21 protein-coding genes are annotated in these 26,998 nt (G+C 40.6%); 12 read left to right on the top strand and 9 right to left on the bottom strand.

Annotated features, from left to right (window positions below; all coding sequences use genetic code 11):
• Positions 1-3 precede the first annotated feature (3 nt).
• Positions 4-408: a hypothetical protein gene (locus tag NG55_RS11890; RefSeq protein ID WP_081408999.1), complete on the top strand. Its 405-nt coding sequence runs from the start codon at positions 4-6 to the stop codon at positions 406-408.
• On the opposite strand, the gene rsmD is transcribed toward NG55_RS11890, so the two are convergent.
• A complete protein-coding gene (gene rsmD / locus NG55_RS11885; protein WP_016541309.1) occupies positions 405-953 on the bottom strand; it encodes a 16S rRNA (guanine(966)-N(2))-methyltransferase RsmD in 549 nt (182 codons plus the stop codon). The two genes, NG55_RS11890 and rsmD, sit on opposite strands and share 4 nt — an antisense overlap.
• Positions 953-2,992, bottom strand: coding sequence for a penicillin-binding protein 2 (gene mrdA, locus NG55_RS11880; RefSeq protein WP_016541310.1), 2,040 nt, complete (start codon positions 2,990-2,992; stop codon positions 953-955). The genes rsmD and mrdA overlap by 1 nt, the downstream gene beginning before the upstream one ends.
• A 239-nt stretch (positions 2,993-3,231) precedes the next feature.
• Here mrdA and NG55_RS11875 point away from each other — a divergent pair, with 239 nt between their 5' ends.
• The 9 genes from NG55_RS11875 to NG55_RS11835 all read left to right on the top strand — a co-directional run bounded on the left by NG55_RS11875 (position 3,232) and on the right by NG55_RS11835 (position 13,954).
• Positions 3,232-3,750: a hypothetical protein gene (locus NG55_RS11875; protein WP_016541311.1), complete on the top strand. Its 519-nt coding sequence runs from the start codon at positions 3,232-3,234 to the stop codon at positions 3,748-3,750.
• A 61-nt stretch (positions 3,751-3,811) separates the two neighbouring features.
• Positions 3,812-5,125 (top strand): DUF445 domain-containing protein, encoded by a 1,314-nt coding sequence (locus NG55_RS11870; RefSeq protein ID WP_004652140.1) that lies wholly within the window; start codon positions 3,812-3,814, stop codon positions 5,123-5,125.
• An 83-nt stretch (positions 5,126-5,208) separates the two neighbouring features.
• Entirely contained in the window at positions 5,209-5,862 is a 654-nt protein-coding gene (gene adk, locus NG55_RS11865; RefSeq protein ID WP_004801251.1) for an adenylate kinase, read from the top strand.
• Positions 5,863-6,048: 186 nt separating this feature from the next.
• A complete protein-coding gene (locus tag NG55_RS11860) occupies positions 6,049-7,380 on the top strand; it encodes an SWIM zinc finger family protein (RefSeq protein WP_065343362.1) in 1,332 nt (443 codons plus the stop codon).
• Positions 7,371-9,008 carry a hypothetical protein gene (locus NG55_RS11855; RefSeq protein ID WP_065343361.1) on the top strand — a complete coding sequence of 546 codons (1,638 nt, stop codon included), beginning with the start codon at positions 7,371-7,373 and terminating at the stop codon, positions 9,006-9,008. The genes NG55_RS11860 and NG55_RS11855 overlap by 10 nt, the downstream gene beginning before the upstream one ends.
• 32 nt (positions 9,009-9,040) lie before the next feature.
• Positions 9,041-10,123 carry an ATP-binding protein gene (locus NG55_RS11850; protein WP_023271514.1) on the top strand — a complete coding sequence of 361 codons (1,083 nt, stop codon included), beginning with the start codon at positions 9,041-9,043 and terminating at the stop codon, positions 10,121-10,123.
• A gap of 40 nt (positions 10,124-10,163) precedes the next feature.
• Positions 10,164-12,521 carry a DUF5682 family protein gene (locus NG55_RS11845; protein ID WP_065343360.1) on the top strand — a complete coding sequence of 786 codons (2,358 nt, stop codon included), beginning with the start codon at positions 10,164-10,166 and terminating at the stop codon, positions 12,519-12,521.
• Between the two features lie 8 nt (positions 12,522-12,529).
• Positions 12,530-13,702, top strand: a complete 1,173-nt coding sequence (locus NG55_RS11840) for a VWA domain-containing protein (protein WP_065343359.1) — start codon at positions 12,530-12,532, stop codon at positions 13,700-13,702.
• A 69-nt stretch (positions 13,703-13,771) separates the two neighbouring features.
• The gene (locus tag NG55_RS11835) at positions 13,772-13,954 is read left to right on the top strand and encodes a hypothetical protein (RefSeq protein WP_016541317.1); all 183 of its coding nucleotides are present in this window, start codon (positions 13,772-13,774) and stop codon (positions 13,952-13,954) included.
• Here the strand turns inward: NG55_RS11835 and nth are convergent.
• Together nth and NG55_RS11825 are read right to left on the bottom strand one after the other, a co-directional pair.
• Positions 13,951-14,637 carry an endonuclease III gene (gene nth / locus NG55_RS11830; protein WP_065343358.1) on the bottom strand — a complete coding sequence of 229 codons (687 nt, stop codon included), beginning with the start codon at positions 14,635-14,637 and terminating at the stop codon, positions 13,951-13,953. The two genes, NG55_RS11835 and nth, sit on opposite strands and share 4 nt — an antisense overlap.
• Positions 14,638-15,453, bottom strand: coding sequence for an RnfABCDGE type electron transport complex subunit B (locus tag NG55_RS11825; RefSeq protein WP_262757600.1), 816 nt, complete (start codon positions 15,451-15,453; stop codon positions 14,638-14,640).
• A gap of 367 nt (positions 15,454-15,820) precedes the next feature.
• Here NG55_RS11825 and gdhA point away from each other — a divergent pair, with 367 nt between their 5' ends.
• Entirely contained in the window at positions 15,821-17,167 is a 1,347-nt protein-coding gene (gene gdhA, locus NG55_RS11820; protein WP_065343356.1) for an NADP-specific glutamate dehydrogenase, read from the top strand.
• Positions 17,168-17,256: 89 nt separating this feature from the next.
• Here the strand turns inward: gdhA and NG55_RS11815 are convergent, their stop codons facing one another.
• The 5 genes from NG55_RS11815 to NG55_RS11795 form a co-directional block, all read right to left on the bottom strand.
• A complete protein-coding gene (locus tag NG55_RS11815; RefSeq protein WP_065343355.1) occupies positions 17,257-18,363 on the bottom strand; it encodes an META and DUF4377 domain-containing protein in 1,107 nt (368 codons plus the stop codon).
• Positions 18,364-18,554: 191 nt separating this feature from the next.
• Positions 18,555-19,328, bottom strand: coding sequence for a DODA-type extradiol aromatic ring-opening family dioxygenase (locus tag NG55_RS11810; RefSeq protein ID WP_016541322.1), 774 nt, complete (start codon positions 19,326-19,328; stop codon positions 18,555-18,557).
• A 100-nt stretch (positions 19,329-19,428) separates the two neighbouring features.
• Positions 19,429-19,908 carry a 23S rRNA (pseudouridine(1915)-N(3))-methyltransferase RlmH gene (gene rlmH / locus NG55_RS11805; protein ID WP_004663191.1) on the bottom strand — a complete coding sequence of 160 codons (480 nt, stop codon included), beginning with the start codon at positions 19,906-19,908 and terminating at the stop codon, positions 19,429-19,431.
• Positions 19,909-20,229: 321 nt separating this feature from the next.
• Positions 20,230-22,659, bottom strand: coding sequence for an endopeptidase La (gene lon, locus NG55_RS11800; RefSeq protein WP_065343354.1), 2,430 nt, complete (start codon positions 22,657-22,659; stop codon positions 20,230-20,232).
• Between the two features lie 143 nt (positions 22,660-22,802).
• Positions 22,803-23,390, bottom strand: a complete 588-nt coding sequence (locus tag NG55_RS11795) for a 5-formyltetrahydrofolate cyclo-ligase (protein ID WP_065343353.1) — start codon at positions 23,388-23,390, stop codon at positions 22,803-22,805.
• 482 nt (positions 23,391-23,872) lie between these two features.
• Here NG55_RS11795 and NG55_RS11790 point away from each other — a divergent pair.
• Positions 23,873-26,998, top strand: a 3,126-nt coding sequence (locus NG55_RS11790; protein WP_267284002.1) for an ESPR-type extended signal peptide-containing protein, incomplete at its 3' end; no start/stop codon positions are given.

Here is a 26,998-nt window from a genome sequence, read left to right as displayed (position 1 = left end):
GTTATGCGAATTCAGTGCATTTTCTTATTCTGTTTTTTAATAGGTCTCTCTGCTGGGGCTTATGCGGATGACTATGATTTTTTTGTAGCGCCGAGCGAAGATACCGAACAGATGTTTGATGCTGCTTATCCTGAAATGAAAACAGCATATTCGGTTTTGCATAACCAATTTTTTCAAAATGAGCGTTGGCGTGTCTATAATTATACGGCTTATCAAACTAATCAGTTTAACCATAAGATGTTAACAGGTGACACCACTAGCTTGTCGCTGGATGATTTTTCGATTTCAGTCGGTTATGGCATGATGTATCAGTTGAACCAGACCAATCGAATTGGCTATGAATATCTTTCCAGCTTTCCCTTTGACCGAGGGCAATTGATACGATTTTTCTGGTTACGGATTTTTTAACTGACCTTTTGATATAGCCCTGCTCTGACCATACCGGCTTTGGTTTCTTTAATTTTCTGCCAAGTCAGGGGAAGGGTGAGTTGAGATAAATCTCGATCTGCTTCTACATAAATATAAGCGTGGTTTGCAATCATTGGGTCAGCAAGTTCTGCTAACTCTTGCCATAAATCCAGACTATATGGTGGATCAAGAAACACCACATCAAAATTTGAGTTTAATTTTTTTAAAGCCTGTTGTGCCGTTGCAACATGCAGTTGGCAATTTTCTGCTTTTAACAGTTGAATATTGTCTTTTAAGATTTTGGCTTGTATTGGATTTGGTTCAATCATCACGACTTTAGCAGCTCCACGAGAAAGCGCTTCAAATCCTAATGCACCTGAGCCGCTACACAGGTCTAAAACCTGCGCATTTTGAATGTCCCACATTAACCAATTGAACAAGGTTTCACGGACACGATCTGGTGTTGGACGTAAACCATCAATACTGGCAAAGGGTAAAGTACGGCGTTTCCAGTTACCACCGATGATACGCAATTGATTTTTCATTATTCAGTTACTCCATCAGTAGGTTGAGCAGCTGTTGCTGGCGCGACAGGTGTAGATGCTGGAGTGGATGAAGCGACGGGTGTTGATGCCGCTTGGCTATTTTGTGTTGTTGTGGTTGCAACACTGCTGCTTGGCAGTTCGCCAGGTTTAATGCCTGCTGTCATTAAACCACCACTGACTTGATGGCTGGCTGGGCGGAGTGGATTCTTTTTACGGGTCACTAGCCAATAATCAAATATTGGACGTGCTAACTGCGCCGCAGAACCACCATGTTTACCATTTTCCCAAACCACAGCAATCGCAATTTCTGGATTATCGGCAGGCGCGAAACCAACGAATAAACCGTGGTCCCATTGTCGAGATGAAAGCGCAGCTTCGTTATAGCGTTTACCTTGGGCAATACTTTTAACTTGTGCTGTCCCAGTTTTACCTGCGATTGAATATTGCAAACCACCTTTAATACCACGACCTGTACCTGACTGGATGACATCCACCATTGCATCGTGCATGTTTTTCCAATCTTGTTCGGTGCCATTGAAGTTAATTTTGCCATCGGGTGCATTGTGGACGCTAAATTTTTTGGCGCCTTTGGTCTCTCTTAATACATGGGGCGTGACATGTGAACCTTTATTCGCAGTAATTGCAGTTGCCATCGCAAGTTGTAACGGAGTAGAGGTAAAAGCGCCTTGTCCGATACTGACTGAAATCGTTTCACCTTTTAGCCATTTGGATTTGCGGGTACGCATTTTCCATTCTGGGCTCGGATACAGGCCAGAACTTTCACTTGGTAAATCGACCCCAGTTTTTTCACCAAAGCCAAATTGACGCATCCAGTCATTCATTTTCTCAATGCCCATGCGATAGGACAGGACATAAAAATAAGTATCGCAAGATACAATTTGAGCTTTATGCATGTTCACAGAACCATGACCACTTTTTTTATGGTCACGGAAGCGGTGGCTGTCACCAGGCAATGAAAAATAGCCTGGATCGGAAATTGCAGTGTTCCAATCGACGAGACCATAATGAATACCGCCTAAACCAAACATCGGTTTAATGGTTGAACCGGGTGGATAAGCCCCCTGAACTGCACGGTTATAGAGCGGTTGATCGAGGTTATCACGCAGCCCACTGTAGTCTTTAGAGCTAATCCCAGTCACGAAGAGGTTTGGATTAAAACTTGGACTCGAGACTAATGCTAGAATTTCACCTGTACGTGGGTCCATTGCGACAATTGCACCGCGACGATCTGCCAATTGTTTTGCTGCAATAGTTTGCAGACCATAATCAAGTGATAAATAAAGATCATTACCTCGTGCTGGGTTTTGGCGACCTAAATTACGCAGTACATTACCATGTGCATCTGCCTCGACAGATTCATAGCCAGGCGTCCCATGCAACAGCTCTTCATAACTTTTTTCGACCCCAATTTTACCAATCAGGTTGGTTCCCGCGTATAAATCCTTATCAATTGATTTGAGTTCTTTATCATTGATACGACCGACATAGCCAATCACATGTGCAAACAACTCACCATGTGGATAATAGCGGGTCATTTGAGTTTCAATTTTGACTCCAGGGAAGGCATATTTCACTTCACTGAATTTGGCAATGTCGGCTTCAGTCAAATTCAACTTAATTGCAAGGCGTTCGGTTTTACGTGCAGTTTTCACACGGCTTTTAAAGCGGTCAACATCTTCTTGGGTCAAGCCTAGAATTGGAATCAGACGGCTGATAGTGTCATCAATATCACTGACATCGGCACGACTCAGTGTTGCGGTGAACACAGGGTAGTTATCTGCCAACAGTACGCCGTTACGATCGTAGATATAGCCACGTGCGGGTGCTAAGGGTTGTAAACGAATTCGGTTCTTGTCTGAGGCCGTTGTAAAGTCATCGTAATGAACAATCTGTAAATATGCATAACGACAGATCAATAAAAGTAGAAAAATCGCCACGACAAAGATTGCAAAAAAGATACGACCCTTATAAATGCGCTTTTCTTGTTGCATATTTTTTAAAGGAAAGTGCTGTTTCATAGGGTGTCGACTTAATTACAAAATGGAGAGAATACAAAGGCTACGCATTTTAACGTAAGTTGCATGAACATACTGTAGAATTTTCAACAAATCATGCAAATGATACTGCGACAGCTTTTGACTTTGCAGACATTAAAATTGTATGGTCTTGTATATTAGAAGCAAAATAATTCTGTTAAAGTCACAATCAGTTTGAAATAGGATTTTCCAATACACTCTTAGGGAAAATGGAGAAAATAATGAGAAAAATTTGCCTTTTATTATCGGTTTTAACACTTACGGGCTTAAGTCATGCGGATGACAATCCATTTAAGCCAGAGCCAAAATTAAAAGATGCAAACGTTTCAACATGGAATGTAGGTGCAGGTTTTACCAAGAAATTATTACATGCCAACCTTGAATGGGTAAATCCTTATGGTATTGCCTATGCCAAAGCGGGTGCATTTTTAAATGATGACAATGAACCTGGTGGACAAGTTGGATTCCGTTATCCGTACTACCTAACTGGTACAGATAAAAATGGTTATTACCTTGGTGTCTATGCGGGGCATTTAGACAGCAGAAATTATGGTGGTAAGCAAAAGGGCAATTTGGGTGTCGGTGCCGATCTTGCTTATGTTTGGTTGAATAGCGAACGTATCAGCACATTCAGTGTGGGCGCGGGGGTACGCGAAAAAATAGAAGATGGGAATGGCAATACTGTGAAAAAATCAGAACCTGTCCTTCAGTTTTCTTATACTTTAAGTTTTGGTTTATAAGAGGAAATTAACGTTTATCCTTTTATAGGCCATCATGTATCAATAATTCAGAGAGTCATGCATGTTTGATTACGTCAATGAATTGTGGCAGATTTTTCTAAATCGACCTGACCATCTGGCAGTCTTGAGTATCATCCCTGTCACCGCCTTTGTAACATGGGCGCACGTGTGGATGGCATTGAAAATGGTATTTTACCCAATTAACTTTTGGGGATTCCATTTAGGACCATTACCTGTCGGTTGGCAAGGGATTGTGCCACGTAAAGCTGGACGTATTTCAGGCATCATTACCGATAACACTTTATCTAAACTAGGTTCATTGCGTGAGTTTTTAGAGGCAATGGACCCCGAAGATATGGCCATGATCATTGGTGAGCAAGTCGGTTTTGAGCTTGAGCATCTGATTGATGAAGTGATGATTGATCGCAATGCGGTACTCTGGGAAAACTTACCTTATTCGATTAAACGCCGTATTTATGCCCAAGCCCACAAACAGTTACCAAATACCTTAAGGGAACTTGTGACTGAACTGACCATGAACGTCGAGTCACTGGTCGACATGCGTGAAATGGTGGTCAGCCAAATGGAAGGTGATCGCCGTTTGATGGTGCGCATGTTCTTGAAGGTGGGGCAAAAAGAAATTAACTTTATTTGGCATATCAGTGCATTAATAGGGATGTTCTTTGGTATTTTCCAGATGATTGTATGGTTTGTAGTGCCTTGGCACTGGACGGTTCCATTCTGGGCTGCAATTTGGGGCTTTTTAACCAACTGGATCGCGATCTGGATGGTGTTTAACCCAATTGAACCGCACTATATCCGCTATCCACAGATTTTCCGTTTGACCAAAGACCGTAAATTTCCTTGGATTGTGCCGGTCTTGAAGATTGGAACCTATAATGTCCAAGGCGCATTTATGAAGCGTCAGGAAGAGGTTTCGGATGTGTTCGCCAGTGTGGTGACTGAAGATTTAATTACCTTGAAATCGATCATGACCGAAATGATGTATGGCAGTAAAAAAGACAAAACACGTCGTATTGTCAAGCGTCATATCAATGAAATCATGGAAACCCCATTGGTCAGAACCTCATTGCAGCTTTCATTAGGACCAAGAGAGTATGCTAGACTCAAGACCGACTTGATTGATCGCTCAATTGAAATTACCATGGGACCAGTATGTGACCCAGCTCTGAATGCAAGTCGCGCGCAGAAGATCTTTCAAATGTTTAGAGACCGCATCCGTGAACTAACACCGAAAGAGTTCCAGAACCTATTGCGTCCTGCGTTCCAAGAAGATGAGTGGATCTTGATTGTACTGGGTGGAGTAACTGGTTTCTTTGCTGGTTTAATTCACTTATTTGTTGCTTTCTTATAATTAATTTGATGTTGGTTGAGTGATAAGTCTGTATGATATTGCTCAATTTAAGATTTATTGTTTTTAAATGAGGATGTTCTTTTATGCGCATTATTTTACTCGGACCACCTGGGGCAGGCAAAGGTACTCAAGCTCAGTTGATCTGTAAGCGCTACAATATCCCACAAATTTCAACCGGTGATATGCTCCGTGCTGCAATTCGTGAAGGTACTGAACTTGGCTTAAAAGCGAAAAGCGTCATGGAGTCAGGTGGTTTGGTCTCTGATGAGCTGATTATTGGCTTGGTTAAAGAACGTATTGCTCAGCCTGACTGTGAAAATGGTTGTATCTTTGACGGTTTCCCACGCACAATTCCACAAGCTGAAGCTTTAGAAACAGCTGGCATTAGCATTGATCACGTGATTGAGATTGCTGTACCTGACGAAGAAATCGTGCAACGTCTTTCTGGTCGTCGTCAGCACCCTGCATCGGGTCGTGTTTATCACATCGTTTACAACCCACCAAAAGTGGAAGGTAAAGATGATGAAACAGGTGAAGACCTTGTGCAACGTCCTGATGACCAAGAAGAAACGATTCGTAAGCGTCTCGGCTCTTACCATAGCGAAACTGAGCAATTGGTTGGCTTCTATCAAGGTCGTGCTGCTTCAGGTGAAAATGCTCCGACTTATGACAAATTAGATGGTTTACGTGCAATCGAAAACGTTCAAGCTGATCTTTTTGCAATTTTAGATAAATAATTTAGTTTTTGATAAAACTGCCTTATGTTTACATAAGTCAGTTTTTTTTATACCAATAATTATATGCGACATAACATGTCGCCCTATCAGATTAAATGATATAAAAACTGAGTGAAAAAAGTTATATTTCATTCAAGTGTGCAATTTGAAAATATTGAAACTTAGAATTATTTTAAAGGGTTAATTATGTTGCTGACGATTCAGTCTGATCAAATAGAACAAATTATTCCAGATACAAGTTCAGCAAAATCTGCTAAGAAGTTAGCGAAATTTGAAGCATGGAATAATATTTCAGCTTCGACAGATCATTGGATTTGGGGAGAAATTCAAGGGAGCGCGATTTATCAAAGTGCAATCTTTTTACCTGAACTTAAATGTGAATGTAGTTGTCCGAGTTTTAAGCGGCCTTGTAAACATGCCTTAGCATTATTATTTGTCTATTCCGAGTATCAAGATAAATTTATTGTGCAATCAGATGAACAAAATATACCTGATCGAGTACAAAAATGGCGCGATAAAAAAACCAAAACGCTTGAGAAAAAAGAAAATAAAATTGATAAACCAATTGATGAAGAAGCGCGTGCCAAACGCCAGTTGGCACGTGAAAAAAAAATGGATGCAGGTGTTGAAGCATTACAAACATGGCTAAATGATATTGTAATCATGGGGCTAGGGCGATTACGTCAACAACAGCAGGAAAAATTTCGAGATATCCAAAGCCGTTTGGTCGATGCACAAGTTGCTGGTTTAGTCAGTTATTTAGATGAATTTTCTAGTGCCTTATATCAAACTGATTGGCAATTACAAAGTTCATTTTGGTTGGCTAAACTACAAACAGCTGTTGATTTATGGCAAAACCGCCAGCGGCTTCAGCCAGAACTATATGAAGAATTAAAACAGCTCTTTGGTATTAATTTACCGACAGATGCATGGGATAACATCCCAACTCAGGTGCTGAGTTTGTATGCATTGGGACAAGTGACGCAAGAACTGGTCAACACCCGTGGACGTTATCGTCGTCAATGGTTATGGGATAGTGAAAAGCTATGCGATTATCTGCTATTGGATTTCGAAATTCCCCCTTATTCCAACTTCGGTTTAACCTTACCTTACCAAAAACATTTGTCTTTAACTGCCAAACTTTATCCCGGTGTGAGCCATCAACGTCTGCGTTTAGAAGATAGTTTATTGTCGTTTACTAATGTGAGCCAGACGCTTGTTGCACCGAAGGGATTTACCAATTTTGATCAGGCTTTTGCTCAATATGCCAATAACTTGAAACAGCACCCTTTGCAATTAGTACGCTTTTTTTGGCTGGAGCAATTGCGGTTAGTAAAGTGTGATAAAACGATTTATTTGGTCGATCAGAATCAAAAGATGTGTGAGGTTGAAATTAAGCAATTTGTTGAGTTGTGGTTTTTAGTTGGGGCAGAATCATTTAGTGCTGGCATAGAGTGGAATGGGTTACAGCTTAAACTTGTAAGTATTTGGCAAGGAGGGCATTTTGAATGTGTTTAAACGCATCGTACAGTGATTTTAATCAACAGTTACTTCTCAAACTGACTCTGGGACAGCAATTTAAACAGACTCTAAAAACTCCTGATGTACTACAGACTTATGTACCTAAACAGATTGATTCAGCGCAAGATTTGTTAGTCTTGAATCAATACTGGATGTTCATGCAACACGCAGGTTATCAAGCGAGAACGGTGCCTGAAACGGTGCAAAAGAGTTTGAATAAGATTGAGCAGCTACAACATGAAAAGCAACTGGATAATGAGCTGATTCAAATTTTGAAATGGATTGTTGGGCAAGAATCGCCATTTTTGTATCAGGATTGGGTTAATCAAATATTGAAACTTGCTCAACAGCAGCAGCAAGTGATTCCTCGTTATTTAGTATTGAAAGTGTTACCTCTATGTCGAAACCCAGTGTTATTGGCATCTATTTTACCTGAGTTTGCATTTCAAGGAGATGTTACAACACGTTTGGATGATGCTAAACGGGTTTGGAAATATTTGAAACAACAAGATTCGGCACCATTGGTCCGCCAGCTATTGAAATTAAAAAATAGCGATTGGTCATTGTGGATGAGCCAGTTGTGCAGTCAATTACCTCACTTTATTGATCAACATATTGCGGAGTTTTGGTCACAATCAATTCAGCAAAATCATTTGCAAAGTCAAGCTGAAAGTCTAGTGCTGTACAACCTGCCGATTAAGCAATTTGAAGCGTTATATCGGCATGTGAAAACACTAGAACCACAAAATGCGGCTACAGTGCGCAAGAATGCTGCATTAACTTTTTATTTATACTATCCAGATAATGTACTTTATGGTGAGATTATCGCACTGCTACGTACCTGTTTAAGCTACGATGCTCGGGCGAGAAAAGTTAAATATAATATTAATTTAGATCAAGATGATGCACTCAATGATTATGGTTTCTTTGATCGAGAAGTTAATTTGGTCGAAAGCCGTAAAAATTTAAAAGCGGTTTATCAAAGTGCTCAAATTGAACAGGCTTACCAAGCCTTTTGTGAAAGTTCACAAGGTGTCTTCTATCTCACAAGAGTTTTGATTCAATTGCCACTCGCATATTGGTTAGAAGTATTTGGCACTTGGGATCATCTACTCTCATTGCATTCACAACAGAGAGAGCAGATTTGGAATGCTTTTGTAACATGCTGTTATCGAGAACAACGCCATGATTTAGCGTTATGGTTTTACCAACATCAAACCCAATGGTGTGAAGCTGTGACGACATCCAGTGGGAACAGATTTGAACGTGAGTTGGTCTTTGGTTTACTACATCAAGAGCAAGCAATTGGATGGTTATTAAAACAACTAGAGCTGCATTATCAACAGCAAAATTTAGAGCATTTTTATTTTGTGTTTCAACACGCTAAAGTCTTGCATCAAGATCGGAACATCACAGAAATGGCAGCGGTGTTACTTCAGCATGTATATGCAACTTTAGATTTGCAACAGGATCAGAAAAAATTTGAATTATTAAAAGAGCGGGCACAATGGCTGATTTTGGAAGCTTATCCAATTGACTTCAGTGGCTTACAAGCTCTTTTTTCTATTTCCGAATGGAAACAACTGATTCAATTCAATCAGTACAAACAAAAAATTATTGCGTAATGATCAATAAATCATAAATTAGGATAATCACCATGTCTCAACAAGTTTTACGTGCCCGCGCAGAACAACAGTTTTCTCATGAATTAGATGCATTAAAAGCACATGACAATTTAATGAAGCCTCCACAATGGCAACTTTCGCCGAAAGCGGTCGTGGATTATTTATTAGGAACCACCTTGGCTGATGGTACGGTGATTTCACCTAAATATATTGGTAATCGCCGTTTGATAGAAATTGCAGTCGCAACCTTGGCGACTGATCGTGCATTGTTATTATTAGGGGTGCCAGGTACGGCGAAATCATGGGTATCTGAACATTTGGCAGCTGCCATTTCGGGAAATAGTGCATTATTGATTCAAGGTACGGCTGGAACCAGCGAAGATACTTTGCGTTACAGCTGGAACTATGCCCAACTTTTGTCTAAAGGTCCGAGCGAAGATGCTTTGGTCAAAAGCCCTATGTTGCGTGCGATGCAAGAAGGTAAGATCGCCCGTGTAGAGGAGTTAACACGTATTCCTGCAGATGTCCAAGATACTTTAATCACTCTACTTTCTGAGAAAAATTTACCTGTTCCTGAGTTGGGGATTGAGTATCAAGCCATACAGGGTTTTAGTGTGATTGCCACTGCTAATAACCGTGACAAGGGGGTAAATGAGCTTTCTTCGGCATTAAAACGTCGTTTTAATACCGTTATTTTACCGCCACCGGCGACCATTGCAGAAGAAGTAGAAATTGTACAAAAGCGTGTTCAATCTTTAGGTCAAAGTTTACAACTTCCTGAGATTCAACCTTTAGATGCTCAAATTCAAAAACTAGTCACAATTTTTAGAGAATTACGACATGGTCAAACTTTGGATGGAAAACAAAAACTAAAAACCACTACGGGGACCTTATCAACTGCAGAAGCTATTTCAGTAATGAGTCACGGTTGGGTAATGGCTGGACATTTTGGCTCTGGTAATTTAACTGATCATGAATTAGCAGCAGGTCTACAAGGTGCTGTCTTAAAAGATCCTGTCCAAGATATTGTGCCTTGGAAAGAATATATTGAAACCGTGATTAAACAGCGTGAGGGTTGGCAAGATCTATATCGTGCTTGTCGTGACTTAGAATAATGCATGTTGAATAAATAGCTGGAAGAATAAGGATAAAAAGATGTTGCATATTCTCGGTATTCGTCATCATGGCCCTGGTTCCGCACGCAGCGTGTGTAATGCTTTGGCTTTAATTCAACCTGATTGTATTTTGATTGAAGGGCCTCCTGATGCGAATACAATTATCAGCCAATTGCAACATACTGATTTTAAACCACCTGTAGCGTTGCTGTTGAATACACCTGTACAAAAAGAAGTGCGATCACAGGCGGTATTCTATCCTTTTGCTGAGTTTTCCCCAGAGTGGCAAGCCTTGCAATACGCGATACGGCATCACGTCGATGTAACGTTTATGGATCTTCCTGTGCAACATCGTTTTGCATTAGAAAAGCAATGGGCAGAGCAACATCTGGCGCAAGCTTCAGCAGATGAACAAGAACGAGTAGATGCTGATGTATTTGAGTTAAACACACAATTGCCAGATCAAACTGCGCAGAATATGGAACAGCATTATCTTTCTATTCGCCAAGATCCGATCCAACTTTTGGCAGAACAGTCTGGGTATCAAGACAGTGAGCGTTTTTGGGAGCACCTAGTCGAATTACAGCCACATGCAGGACAAATGTTTGCTGCAATTACAGATGCAATGGCGGCTTTACGTGATTATTTGCAAACACAACAACCTGAAAACTGTAGTAGTGAAGAGCAATTACTTGAGCAATATCGTGAAGCCTATATGCGTAAAGTCATTAGACAAGCAGAGAAACAAGGCTATCAAAATATTGTGGTGATTTGTGGAGCTTGGCATGCACCTGTATTGGCGGATTTAAAGGCATACAATAAAATCGATACGGCATTGCTCAAAGCTTTGCCTAAAGTGAAGGTTGAGGCAGCGTGGATTGCGTGGACACATGGGCGTTTGAGCCGAGACAGTGGTTATGGCGCAGGCGTAAAAGCTGTGGGATGGTATACCCATTTATGGAAGCACTACCAACAAGCCTTGAATGGAGATGTAGATGGTGAAAAAATTACCATAGATTGGTTAAGTCAATTTGCACAAGCGTTACGCCAAGCAGGGCATGATGCTTCAAGTGCTCAGATTATTGATGCAGTGCAATTGATTCAATCTTTATTGCAATTACGTGGACGACGTATCCCTGATTTGGAAGATTTATTTGAGGCGATTCGCTCGGTCTTGAATCACGGCCTAGATATTCCACAACCTATTTTATCTAAATTGCTTGAAGATGAACAGTTGGGGCAAGTGCCTGATGAATGGATTGAATTGCCAATTCAAAAAGACTTTTTACAGCAGGTGAAATATTTCCGTTTGAAGCTTGATGCGCCACATCGAGAAATTAGTCTGGATTTGCGTGAAAAATTCGATCTGGCAAAAAGTCAATTTTTACATTGCGTGAAATTATTAGGTCTTGCTTGGGCTGAGTTAACTGGAACAGGATCAAAGCAAGGCAACTTTAAAGAAATGTGGCAGTTGTCTTGGCAGCCTGAAAGTAGTTTATATCTGAATGAAATGTCATTGTGGGGCAATAGCATTCAGTTGGCGACACAAAGCTATTTAGAAAATCAGATTAGACAATGTGAAGATGTGGCACAGATTGCACAATTGATTGAAAGTATTTTATTGTCTGGACTAGATCAAAGTTTAAATCTGGCTTTGGATAAATTGAATGAACTCACTACTCAGCATCAAGATCCAAGTATTATTTTAGCTACTTTAAAACCCCTGATTGCTGCCATTCGTTATGGCAGTGTTCGTCAGTTTTCAATGCAGCATTTACTTCAAGTAGTAGAACATTTAGCAATTCGGTTGATGTTAAGTTTACCGAGTTATTGTGTACAGTTGAATGCTGAAATGGCACAGCAGTTTGCTCAACAACTACAAACTCTATATGAGCTTTTAGAACAATTACAACAAGATGAATTGTTGCAGCTTTGGCAAGATACCTTGTATCAGTTATTGCAATTACAACAGATGCAAGGCTATTTGCATGGTTGCTGTGTGCGTTTAGCACGAGAACAACAGTTAATTGAGGTCGAGCAAACACAAGGATTTTTGTCTCGTGCTTTATCGATTGGGCAAACTGCAGACTATAGTGCAGCATGGTTTGAAGGTTTTTTGACACATCAAGCGTTGTTATTGATTCATGAGCAAAGCCTTTGGGATACGGTAAGCCAATGGGTTAACCAATTACAAGAGCAACAATTTATTGAATTGTTGCCAATTCTAGCAAGAACGGCCTCAAGTTTTAGTCCAGCTGAGGCACAGCAGTTGATTCAGAAAGTGACTCAAAAATCGACCTTCGTCAAACAAGATATTAATAGCTTAGATATTGTACGCGCTCAAACCGTGTTGAATGAAATTTATGCGTATTTACAGCCTGTGGCTGTAGAAGGGTAAGTGACGATATGAATGAAGAAATGATTTCTTTAGCGCAGCAAGAGCTCTCTGAACAGGAACGACGTTGGCGTTTGATTTTAGGGCAAGCCCCAAATTCGACGACGCATTTACCCAATTGGTCGGTACAAGATAGCAAAATGCAAGCATGCCTGAATGAGCTCTATCAGACACAACAGCCCAATCGTCGTGGTGGTTTGGGGCATTCTAGTCCTAGAGTGGCGCAATGGTTGGGTGATATTCGCCAGTATTTCCCATCTTCTGTGGTGAAAGTCATTCAAAAAGATGCTTTAGAACGTTTGAATCTACAACAAATGTTATTAGAACCTGAATTGTTGGCGAGTGTAGAAGTCGATATTCATTTGGTTTCAACTTTGATTTCACTCAATCATTTAATGCCTGAAAAAACCAAAGAAACTGCACGTATTGTGGTACGCCAGTTAGTGGAACAGTTGGAAAACCGTTTAAAACAGCCATTACAGCAAGCGATTCGAGGGAGTATCAATCGTTCAGCGCATACACGCCGCCCTAAACGCATGCAAGATATTAATTGGCAACGAACCATTCAAGCCAATCTCAAGCATTGGCAAGAAGATTTTAAAACGATTATTCCACATGAGTTACATGGGCATCCGCGTCAACAAACCGCTTTAAAAGACATTGTACTGTGTGTTGATCAAAGTGGTTCGATGGCGCCTTCAGTGATCTATTCCAGTGTCTTTGCTGCTGTTATGGCCAGTATTCGCGCAGTTAATACCCAAATGATTGTATTTGATACTGAATTAGCTGATTTAACCCCTTTACTAGAAGATCCTGTCGATGTGTTATTTGGCACGCAGTTGGGTGGGGGAACAGATATTGCCAAAGCGATTAAATATTGCCGTAGTAAAATTACCCGCCCAGAACAGACTATATTTATTCTAATCAGTGATTTGTGTGAAGGTGGAGATGCTAAGCAAATGCTCAAACAAGTTGCTGAAATGTTAGAGAGTGGCGTGCAGGTAATTACGCTACTGGCATTGTCTGATGATGGTGCACCTTGGTACGATACTCAACATGCACAGATCTTTGCTGATATGGGTATCCCAACTTTTGCCTGTACTCCAGATCAATTTCCTGAGTTAATGGCAACTGCAATTGAAAAACGAGATATTCATGCATGGTATGCAAGCCTGAAAATCTGACATAATAGAAACTGAGGATTACGTTACGGTATACAAGTCGAAACGTGTAAGTTGATTGAGGGTGTTTCTTTGCTGAAAATTATTTTGATCGTGGTGGTAATTTTAAGTTTAGCTTTATTGTTGTTTTTATTGTATCAAAGCCAAAAAATGTTGCGTCATGTACAGCAGCAACAGGCCTTAGAAAATAAAAAACATGGTAAAGCTCGCCAGTTACATCCAAAGCTACAGCAGCATAAAAAACCTCAGGATTAACTGAGGTTTTTTATTGCAATAGCTTTATGGGCACCAAATTCAAATCGATCAGGCCAGTTGCAGACATCGGAAACGATACATTCGCCACACTTCGGTTTACGTGCAATACAGCAATAACGCCCATGCAAGATTAACCAGTGATGCGCATCAATAATAAATTCTTTCGGAATCACTTTAATTAACCGGTCTTCTACTTCTAGAACATTTTTTCCAACCGCAAGTCCGGTACGATTACCCACACGGAAAATATGAGTATCGACTGCCATGGTTGGTTGACCAAAGGCGGTATTGAGTACCACATTCGCCGTTTTACGCCCAACACCAGGGAGGGCTTCCAGCTCTTTACGTGTTTCTGGAATTTGACCTTGATATTGATCGACCAAGATTCGACAGGTTTTAATCACGTTTTCAGCTTTAGAATTATATAAGCCAATGGTCTTGATATATGATTTTAAGCCATCAATTCCGAGGTCTAAAATGGCTTGAGCTGTATTGGCAACAGGATAGAGTTTATCTGTGGCTTTATTCACACTGACATCTGTTGCTTGAGCAGAAAGCAACACAGCAATCAGGAGTTCAAAAGGAGAAGAGTAGTTCAGCTCAGTCTGAGGGGTCGGTCTTTGTTCACGCAAACGTTCAAAAAAAGTCTGAATCTGCTTTTTGGTCATATTCTTTACGGGCATTTAGATGTCCTGCAATTCATTTAAACGTTGTTGTAAAGTAAGTAACTGCGCTTGTTTGGATTCATCCGCACGGACGCTAAGCTGCTTTTCGAGCTTCTTGATTTGCGTGCGTAGCTTGGCAAGTTCAATCGTGGTTTTAGCATCCAGTGTGGGACTGTCTTTGGGTTTGTCTACGAGTTTAATCACGGGCACATTGTTTTGTGATTGTGAAAATTGAGCAAAGAACTCCACATCAATTTCAGCGCGTACAATGGGCCCTTTGCGACTTAAGCGACGTTTTTCTTCACGTTGAATATGGGCGTAATAGCGATGTCTTAAATCATCCTGTTCAGCCGTACGTTGCGCTGTTGTTGGTAAAGGTCGCATATCTGCTACCAGATCAATGCAATCGACAGGACAAGGTGGAATACATAATTCACAACCGGTACACAAGTCAGTCAAAATGCTGTGCATTAATTTGCCACTGCCAATAATCGCATCGACGGGGCAGGCACTAATACATTTGGTACAGCCAATACATTCATCTTCGCGAATCACTGCTTTGATACGTTGCGGTCGACCGTCGAGTTGAATCTCCCAAACACTGCTTTCGGCAGTCAGTTGTGGTCGATCTAATAAAGCTGCCAATGCATCGGCAACAGGTTGTCCGCCAGGCACACATTTATTTGCTTCTTCACCTTCTGCAATGGATTTTGCATAAGGTAAGCAGCCATCACGATGCCCGCATAAACCACATTGCGTCTGTGGTAAGAGTTGGTCGATTTGGACAATAAGCGCGTGTTGTGCAGTTGGGGACATGTATCGAGAGTGAAGCAAAAAACAGGGAGCTTAGTATAGCAAATAAAGCTTTAACACGGAGAAGCAATCTAAAAAGATGTCAATTACTTGGGTATTTTAATGCTTAAAAATGGTGCTAATGATGAAATTTTTTAGTGCATTTTTGTCTATAAATTAGACTACTTCTCTTCTTTGTAATGAAGTTCTGCGATTCATTGATATGCTTTTACTTGTATTTATTATATAAATAGCGAACATTTTTTGATTTAAGATTATGATTTTAATTGATAAAAAGAGTTAAGCATAAAAATAATATTGTGATGAAATAGTAATCTGTATTTAATAGATGCAAAATTCTATTTTGGTGCATTTTTCGCACCAAGATAAACCATAGACTCGGGGGTGAATGTTGAAATACGATAGCTTAAATGACTTTCTGGATTATGTTAAAGCTAGAGATCCATATCAACCTGAATTTTTACAAGCAGTCGAAGAAGTGATGACCAGCTTGTGGCCATTCATTCAGAAGAATCCTAAATATGCACAATATGGTTTGTTAGAGCGATTGGTTGAACCTGAGCGCGCTATTCAGTTCCGTGTTTCATGGATGGATGATCAGGGGCAAACCCATGTCAATCGCGGTTTCCGTGTCCAATACAATTCAGCGATTGGCCCCTATAAAGGAGGAATGCGCTTCCATCCTTCAGTGAATTTATCTATTTTAAAATTTTTAGGGTTTGAACAAACCTTTAAAAACTCGTTAACGACCTTACCGATGGGTGGAGGCAAAGGCGGTTCAGATTTTGATCCTAAAGGGAAGTCTGAAGCAGAAATCATGCGGTTTTGCCAAGCATTGATGCTGGAGTTGTATCGTCATCTTGGTTCAAATACGGATATTCCTGCTGGAGATATTGGTGTCGGTGGCCGTGAAGTTGGCTATATGACGGGGATGATGAAGAAGTTAAGTAACGACACATCATGCGTATTTACAGGGAAGGGGATTTCTTTTGGTGGTTCATTGGCTCGCCCTGAAGCAACAGGTTACGGTACGGTTTATTTTGCTGAAGAAATGCTAAAAACCCGTGGTGATAGTTTTGCCAATAAAACGGTATCAATCTCAGGTTCAGGTAATGTGGCGCAATATGCTGCCGAAAAGGCCATGTTCTTAGGCGCTAAAGTGGTAACCTTATCGGATTCGAACGGCACGGTCTATTTAAAAAATGGATTTACCAAAGCCTTGCTCGATGAAGTGATGGAACTGAAAAATGTTCAACGTGGGCGTATGTCAGCGTTTGCATCAAAGCACGGTTTTGAATATTTCGAGGGTAAAACCCCATGGCATATTCCAGTCGATATTGCTCTGCCATGTGCAACGCAAAACGAATTAAATGCCGAAGATGCAGTAACGCTATTGGCAAATGGGGTGATTTGTGTGGCAGAAGGCGCCAATATGCCATCTACACTTGAAGCTGTTGAAAAATTTATTGCAGCAAAAATTCTGTATGCGCCAGGTAAAGCATCGAATGCAGGTGGCGTAGCAACCTCTGGTCTGGAAATGTCGCAGAATGCCAATCGCTTGGGTTGGTCTTTTGAACAGGTGGATGAACGCTTACATGCGATTATGAAAGAGATTCATCGTAACTGTGTCAAATATGGGACTCAGGAAGATGGTACGATCAATTATGTCGATGGTGCGAATATTGCGGGTTTTGTAAAAGTTGCTGATGCCATTTTAGCGCAGGGTATTTATTAAAAATCTCCCTCAATCCCTCTGTATTAAAGAGGGGTTGCCATAAAAAAATCCGATGTCAAAGCATCGGATTTTTTTATTTCTAAATGAAATTATGGTTTTTTCACAATCTCTTGCTCAACAACCATATCGAGTACGTCTGCAATGCTTGATTGGTCAGCAGCAGGGTTTTTAATGTCAAAACGTTTAATACGTACAATCACACGTTGTTGTGGGTTGTGCTCAAAACCTTCGATTTGACCATAGTACAATGACCAGTTTTTATCTGCGTAAGTTTTTAAGCCTTTGTCATCGTATTTGATTTCACGAACTTGCATACAGGTTTGTGGTGCAACACCTGTGCATGATTTAGTTTCTGGCGAAATTTCTAAGAAAACAGTTTTACCTTCAGACTGGTATTTTGCTTCAGGTGTCATTTTACCAACGAAAGTATATTTTTGACCTTTGGCATCAGCAAGTACTAAAGTCGGTTGCTCTAGGTTAGTTGCATTCACTTCAAACGCGATTTGACGTTTTTGTAGAAGCTCACCTGCAAACTGTTCTTGTTTCATTAAGGCTGGTTCACATGCCATTAATGTTGATGCACCATCACCTGTCGCGATCAAACCATTTTCAATTTTCCATGAGGTATTTAAGCGGTTACAACCTGTGTCTACAGATAAACGATCGTTGCCCAAGAAGCTTAATACGATAGGACGTTTGGTATCAGCAGGTTGATATGACCAAGTGTAGTTGGTTAACACGTTGCTATTTGTCACTTTTGCACCTGTAAATACATGTTTTTGACCTTTGCTATCCGTCACAGTCAAGATGGCTTGACCATTCACTGTGCTGACTTCAAATGGTACTTTTTTCTCGCTGAAGATGTCAGCAGATAAGCGTTCTTGCTGCATTAAATCATCAGCACAAGCCATCATGGTTGATACAAGCGGAGAGGTAACAATCTTATTGCCTTCAACTGCCCAAGTACCACCTTGGTTGTTACAGCCAGTTTGGATTGCAAGTTTTTGGTCAGCATTAAAAGATAAAACTAAAGGCTTAGATGCCTTAGAACCTTGATAAGTCCAATTATATTCAGTTAAGTTTTTTGCAGCAGTTGTATTAATTTGAGAAATTACATTATCAGTCACATTTTGCACAGTTTGGCACGCCATTAAAGAAAGCGGAAGTAATGCAAGAACTAAATATTTGATTTTCATATTCAAAACAACGATAAATAAATAACAGACATAAGCTTAAAGTATTCTTAAAAAGAGAACATGGTAACCGTTTAGGAATTAAGTTCGTTAAATGTTTCTATTTGTAAAATTTTTGAAAAATATAGTAGATTTATAGGCTTGGCGTTATTTTGCGCAAGCCTATTTTATTATTCTGTGACGCAGTTGGTTATTTAATCAAACCGATAAATATCCATCCCCAAAGAACCCATCGAGAAGCTGCTATGTACGATATTGAAACGATGGCCTGTACCCATCGCAAAGAAGAGCGGTGCAAGATGCTCAAGGCTCGGGTGATTACGCTCAATATAAGGTAAAGATGGCCAATCTAGTACCGCATCGTAATCTTGATGACTGAGTTTGCTGACAATAGTATTGCGAAAAGTACTGGCCCATGCGGGTACATCGGCATTGGCTTGCCATGATAATTCTGCAAGGTTATGGGTGATACTCCCAGAACCGATCAGTAAAATTTGCTGCTCACGTAATGGGGCGAGCACTTTTCCGATCTCGTAGATACCATCTGCATTCATTTGCGTTGGTAATGAAATTTCAATCACTGGAATATCTGCATCTGGATACATATGTAATAGTGGCATCCAAACGCCATGATCCCGAGGACGGGTACTATTGGCATGTGCTGAAATACCAGCTTCGGCGAATAAAGTTAATATTTCTTCTGCCAGTTTTGGTGCACCTGGTGCAGGGTAGCGGATATTGTAGAGTTCAGGAGGGAAACCACGGAAGTCATGCCAAGTTTCTGGGCGTGTTGAGGTATTCACTTCTAAGGCTTGGCTTTCCCAATGCGCTGACATGACGATAATTGCTTGAGGTTTAGGTAAGTTGCTACTCAGGCGATACAGTGCAGGACCCACTTGTTCTGGATCAAGTGCCAACATGGGCGAACCATGAGAAATAAATAATCCGGGTAAAGTTTGTAAGTCCATAAATAAACACCTGAAAGGGAATACACTGTTATCCTGACAAATTCAGTACCGCAATGATAGCCCTTAAAATTCAACATATTGTTCTATAATCAGAACGATTTTAAGCTCGATGATAAGGGTGATTATGATTGATGCTCATTGCACGATACAATTGTTCAATTAAAAGAATACGAACCATTGGATGTGGCATGGTGAGCTTTGACAGTGACCAGTGCCAAGCGGCAGCTTTACGCACCGCATCGGAATGCCCATCAGGCCCTCCAATCGCAAGAGCAATATCATTGCCTTCGAGCATCCATTGTTTCATGGTGTCGGCTAATTTTTCCGTACTCAGCTCACGACCACCCACCTCTAGAGCGATTAAAGTCTCATTGGGTTTGAGTGCATTTAAAATGCTGTCACCCTCAATTTGGCAGTATTTTAAAATATCGGCCTCAGAGTCATTTTTGCCACGCTTTGCCATTGGAAGTTCAATCACCTGAGTCTGTACAAAGGGTTGGATACGTTTGAAATAATCTTCAAAACCAGTTAGCACCCAAGCCGGCATTTTTTGACCAATGGTAAGAATGCGAATTTTCATAAGCGTGTTTGATTAAAGAAATGACCACTATTATAAACACTGTTATAGGTTCATGGAGGAACAGCATAATTTATCTAGTCAGAAAAAATACAAAAAGTAGCACCCACCACACATAAAAAACGCAGCTCAAAATGCGTATGAGCTGCGATCAAAGTGCCATCCGTCTGGAGTTCGGATGACGCTAAAATGAGTTCAGAGTCAAATTTAGCCTTTGTTTTTATCGACTCTATTTTATTATGCAAGATATTGGTTATTTTTCAACCGTATTATGTAACAAAAAAAGAGAGCCGAAGCTCTCTTTTATGTCCAATCATTTACTGATTAGTGACGTGCTGCTTTTGCATCTTCGACTGGTTTTACAATCGGTGTCTTTGGCAAAGGCTTTGGTGTATCTGTCAGTGCTAAAGGTAGAATTTCATCAATGCTTTTCACTGCTTTGATTTCTAATCCTTCTTTTACATTGTCAGGAATCTCAGCCAAATCACGCACGTTATCTTGTGGAATAAACACCAGTTTGATTCCACCGCGGTGAGCTGCAAGAAGTTTCTCTTTTAAGCCACCAATACGCATCGCGCGACCACCAAGACTCGTTTCACCCGTCATGGCAATGTCTGGACGAATCGGAATACCTGTAAATGCCGATACAAGGGCAGTGGTCAGTGCTAAACCAGCAGATGGACCATCTTTTGGTGTTGCACCTTCAGGTAAGTGAACGTGGACATCTGTTTCTTCGAAACGAGATGATTCAATTCCCAATTCATCGGCACGGGTACGAACGACAGTCATCGCAGCGGTGATCGATTCTTTCATTACATCACCGAGTGAACCCGTGGTAATGAATTTACCTTTACCTTTTACTGCTGCAACTTCGATAGTGAGTAACTCACCACCTACTGAGGTCCAAGCCAAGCCATTGACACGACCTACTTGTGCTTCATCTTCTGCAATACCAAAGTCAAATTTATGTGGACCTAAGTATTCAGGAAGATTGGCAGAAGTGACGTCAATCTGTAAGTTTTTAGACTTTTTGCTGACCGCCTCTTTTACGACTTTACGGGCAATTTTAGAGACTTCACGTTCTAAGCTACGAACACCGGCTTCACGTGTATAACGTTGTACGATGTCGCGGATTGCTTCTTCATGAACGGTCAGCTCTTTTGTACGTAGACCATTGTTCTTAATTGCTTTTGGAACAAGGTAGCGTTCAGCAATATTCACTTTTTCATCTTCGGTATAACCCGGTAGACGAATCACTTCCATACGATCCAGTAAGGCTTCAGGAATATTCATACTGTTCGCTGTACAGATGAACATGACTTCTGAAAGGTCAAGATCAAGATCTAAATAATGGTCATTGAACTTACTGTTTTGTGATGGATCAAGGACTTCAAGCAATGCAGAAGCTGGATCACCACGGTAGTCTTGTGCCATCTTGTCGATTTCGTCGAGCAAGAACAATGGGTTCTTCACCCCAACTTTCGTCAATGATTGCACGATTTTACCTGGCATCGCACCAATATAGGTACGACGGTGACCGCGGATTTCTGCTTCGTCGCGAACACCACCCAGTGCCATACGGACAAACTCACGACCTGTTGCTTTGGCAACTGATTCACCCAGAGATGTCTTACCAACACCTGGAGGGCCGACTAAACATAGGATCGGACCTTTGAGTTTTTTAACACGAGACTGGACTGCCAAGTATTCTACAATACGATCTTTAACGTCATCTAAGCCGTAATGATCTGTATCCAGAATTTCTTGTGCTTTGGCAAGGTTAATACTAACTTTGCTCGCCTTATTCCAAGGCGTATCTAAAATCACTTCTAGATAGTTACGAACCACAGCAGCTTCACTAGATGCTGGTTGCATTGCCTTAAGCTTTCGGAATTCTGCTTCAGCTTTTTTGCGTACGTGTTCAGGTAAATCTGCTTCTGCAAGACGTTTTTCGATTTCGGCAACGTCATCTTCAGCACCGCCATTCATGTCGGAAAGTTCACGTTGAATGACTTTCATTTTTTCATTTAGAAAGTATTCACGTTGGTTCTTTTCCATTTGACGTTTTACGCTGTCATGCAGAGTCTGTTCAATTTGCTGTTCAGCAGATTGATTCATCAAATAGCTCATTAACTCTTGCAAATGATCTTCAAATTCGTCGTGCTCTAAAAACTTTTGTTTCACTTCAATATTTAAAGGCACACGAGTTGCAACGAAGAACATCAATTGCAATAAGTCTTCGATTTTATTTGCTGCTGCAATGAGTTCACGTGCATTACGTAGTTTCGCTTCTGCATACTGAGCGAATAGAGTACGTAATTCATTTAAGCGAGTCTCTTGGGTCTCTTGGTCCAAAGGCAATGTCATTGGGCTTAAATGATGTTCAGCTGTTAAGTATTCTTCGCCATCAATAATGCGTTCAAGCTTAGAACGATGTAGGCCTTCAATCAGTACTTTGATGCAGTTTTCATCATTTTCATGATTCACAACTTGTACGATTTTAGCCACAGTTCCATATTGATAGAGGTTGTCGTGATCAATTTCTTCTGTGAGCGAATCTTTTTGCGCAACTACAAATACTAAATTGTCACTGTTACGAGCCACATCCACTGCATTGATCGATTTTTCACGACCCACGAATAGCGCGATTTGCATGTGTGGATAAACCACAACATCACGTAACGCTAATAGTGGTAATACACTTGGAACCTGTGGCTCTAAGCTTGTTTCATTATTTAAAATATATTCAGACATGGGCACTCCTAATGAGTGACAACGGTGTTGCCATGTTTTTATAGTGATGTGCATTTAAAAAAATACAAGGGGTTGGGGAGAGAAAATATAAAAAAAAGACTAAATTACTCAAGATTCATTGCGGAAATAAGAAAAATAACTTGCTAAGAGCTGAAATAATAAAACTTTTTAGGGCTTAGTAATCCGTGTAAAGGTTGATCCCATGTTTGTCTTAGTAGTGGACCATCCACATATTGAAAGGCATGGGCAAGACCGAGACGATAGGGATAGTGTTTGGCTGTTGATAAAGTCCGATCATAATAACCGCCGCCCATACCGATGCGCGTTCCTAAATGATCACAGGCCAATAACGGCATAATGAGTAGCTCTAAATGCGAGACATGTTTTCCTCGACTAGCCATCGGTTCTTTCATCCCGAGTGGGTGATGGGAAAAACGTCTATTTAGGTATTGTTTCGAACTTACTTTTACCCAAACTAAATTCTGATTCATATTGCAAATCATCGGTAAAAACACTTGTTTCTTTTGCTGAAAACAAAGTTTTATCAATTTATCCGTATGTATCTCTCCAAAGGCATGTAAATAAAGTCCAACTCTTGATGCAGCTTTAAATTTAGGTAATCGTCTAAGTAGACGCAGAACTTGTTGTTCAGCCTGTTTTTGTTGGTAATGTGAAAGTTGCCTTCTTTCTGAGCGAAGTTGTTTTCTTAATGAGTTTAATGTAGGGCTCATAAGGTTAAAAAAACTAGTTTTGATAAAACAATCATACTTGATTTATGTCGTAAATTCTAAAAGCAAAGATCCTGTTATTTATAAGTAAAATTTCAAACTCATAGCATTATTTGTATTTTTTCTAATAAATGAGAATTCAATAATTTATTCCAATAATTAAAGGGGATTTTAGATATTGAATATTATTTCGCTATAGATTATAGAGTTATTATTCTATTTTTCACGTTCTTTATAAAATAAAACAAAACGAAAACAAAATAAAACATTTTTGGTTTTTTGTGATTTAAATCATGTATTTGATTAATAAGTTTTTTTGTAAATATGAGAAATATGTCTCATATTTTTAATCTCAATATTTACAGAATCTTTACCAATTTACTCGATTTTATTAGCATCCGCGACTCTTTTTTGGCACCGAAACTAAAAATGCTGATTGGCATTTTTAGACCATCAATAACTGTAGTAATGATCTGAGAATTTTTATGAATAAAGTCTATAAAGTGGTTTGGAATGCATCAATTGGCGCATGGGTTGCAACATCTGAACTGGCAAAAAGTAAAACAAAAACCAAATCAAAAGTTCTTAATTTATCTGCTGCAGTTTTAGTTGGAGCCGTTTCGTTCTCTTCAAATGCTCTTGCAGGGACGGTACTGGGAAATGGGAATAGTACTCCGAGCAAGTGTAATAATTCTGGTTCTGTCATTGTTGGTGGTGGAAATACCCAATCTTGTGCCAATAGCGACTTTGCAATTGCTGTGGGTAATGATGTGCAATCTACAGGTCGAGGCTCGATTGCGATTGGGAGTGGTTCTAGAGCTGAATCTAGACAACCAAATCTTGATGGAAAAGGGGCAATTGCGATTGGTAATGATGCCATTGCTTATGGCGATAACTCAGTTGCAATTGGTGGGCAAGCAAGTACAACAGAAGACTTTACGGTTTCATTTGGACATAAGAAAGGTGATCCTAAATATTATCAAGGTAAAGAACAAGGCACTTGGGCTGACGATAGATTTTTGAGAATCACCAATATTGCAGAAGGTGTTAAAGATAATGATGCAGTTAATGTTTCACAGCTCAAGACTGCTGTAGCAGAAGCGAAAACGCATTATGTAAGCATTAATGATAATGGGACAAAAGGCGGCAATTATGAGAATGATGGCGCTAAGGGGCGTAACTCAATTGCTGTTGGTGTTAATACAACAGCCACATCTGCTGATGCGATTGCGATGGGTTCTGGTGCAACAGCAACATCTTCTGATGCCGTTGCGATAGGTTCGCGTGCAATAGGTGCAGGCTCGGGGGCAATTGCTGTAGGTGGTACAAGTGAAACCGTCGGTAGTGGTGATGTCGCGATTGGACGGAATGCCTCAACTAAAGGTGCTGTTGGAGCGGCTTCTGGCTATAGTAATCAATCAATTGCAATTGGTGACCAAACCAAAGCAATCGGTGATCAATCCATTGCGATTGGTGCGGATGTTATTGCGAGAGGAAATTCTTCAGTCGCAATTGGTGGTGATGATGTTGACAAAATTGCCCGTGATGCCGAATTAAGTCAAAAATATACTGAAATTACGGGTGGCAAACTACAGGCTGGTAAATATCCAACCACAGAAACGGGACATGGCTCAACAGCTGTAGGGGTGCAAGCTGTAGGGACAGGTGCATTTGCGTCATCTTTTGGTATGACCTCTAAGGCAACTGGTGATGCTTCATCTGCATTTGGTGTGATGTCAAATGCCGCAGGTAAAGGTGCTTCTGCATTTGGCGCCGTTGCGCAAGCAACAGGTGATGGTGCATCGGCAATGGGTATTAACTCACTTGCTTCTGGAAATAATTCAACTGCAATTGGTTCTGGTAATAAACCAGGTGAAGGTGCGACTGCAACGGGTAATGGGGCTGCCGCTGTAGGTAGTAATGCTAAAGCAACTGGGGATAGTTCTGCTGCAATTGGTAAAGGTGCTGAAGCAAGCAATGAAAATGCTGCTGCAGTTGGTGGTGGTGCGAAGGCAACAGGTAAAAACTCTGCTGCGATTGGGGGTGGCGCAATTGCTGATCAAGAAAATGCGGTTGCAGTTGGCCAAGGTGCACAATCAATGGTTGTTGGTGGTGTTGCTTTAGGTGCTCGCAGCCGTGTCGAAGCTGAAAATAGTGTTGCATTGGGTCAGGATGCGGTTGCAACTGAAGCAACAGGCAACTCTTTCTTAACGAATCGTGATGCATCTATGTCGAATGGTGTTGTGTCAGTCGGTTCTGTCGGTAAAGAACGCCGTATTACCAATGTTGAAGATGGCTCTGCTGATTCAGATGCAGTGACCGTACGTCAGCTTAAAAATGTTGATAGTCGTGTGAATCAAAACACGCAAAATATTAGTAACTTAGATCAAAAAATTGATAATACTAAAACTGATTTGGGCAACCAGATTGCAGATACCAACAATAATTTGAATGATGCCAAGAAAGACTTAGGTAACCAAATCACGGATACCAAAGATCAGTTAACAACTCAGATTACAGATACCAAGACTGAGTTAAACAATACGATCAATAACACCAAAACAGAACTCAATACCAAGATTGACAACACCAAGACTGAGTTGGAAAACAAAGGTCTAAACTTTGCAGGCAATGCAGGTGGAGATGTGCATCGTAAGTTGGGTGAGAAGTTAAATATTGTTGGTGGCGCTGATGCAACAACAGCAGAAGACAAAACCAGCGGTGAGAATGTGATTACGCGTACCACTAAAGATGGTATCAAGATCGAATTGTTAAAAGATGCGAAATTCGACAGCATCACCACTGGCGACACGGTATTAAATGACAAAGGTGTGACCATTAAAGATGGTCCAAGCATCACCAAAGATGGTATCGATGCGGGTAATAAAGTCATTAGCAATGTTGCTGATGGTAAAGATGGTAAAGATGCGGTGAATGTTGACCAGTTAACCAAAGTTAAAGATGGTTTAGATGGCAAGATTACGGATACCAATACTAAGTTAGATGATGCCAAGAAAGACTTAGGTAACCAAATCACGGAGACCAACAACAAGTTAAATGACACCAAAGATCAGTTAACAACTCAGATTACAGATACCAAGACTGAGTTAAACAATACGATCAATAACACCAAAACAGAACTCAATACCAAGATTGATAACACTAAGACTGAGTTGGAAAACAAAGGTCTAAACTTTGCAGGCAATGCAGGTGGAGATGTCCATCGTAAGTTGGGTGAGAAGTTAAACATCGTGGGTGGCGCTGATGCTGCGACATCAGAAGACCAGACCAGCGGTGAGAATGTGATTACGCGTACCACTAAAGATGGTATCAAGGTCGAGTTGTTAAAAGATGCGAAGTTTGACAGCATCACGACTGGCGATACGGTATTAAATGACAAAGGTGTGACCATTAAAGATGGTCCAAGCATCACCAAAGATGGCATCGATGCAGGTGGTAAGAACATCACTAACGTTGCGGATGGTGTTAATGGCAAAGACGCAGTCAATGTTGACCAGCTGACCAAAGTTAAAGATGGTTTAGATGGTAAGATTACCGATACCAATACTAAGTTAGATGATGCCAAGAAAGACTTGGGTAACCAAATTACG

This window comes from Acinetobacter gyllenbergii (genome assembly GCF_001682515.1).
Lineage (GTDB): Bacteria > Pseudomonadota > Gammaproteobacteria > Pseudomonadales > Moraxellaceae > Acinetobacter > Acinetobacter gyllenbergii.
Note: the sequence above shows the minus strand (reverse complement) of the source record. Positions and strands in the feature narration are given on the sequence as shown.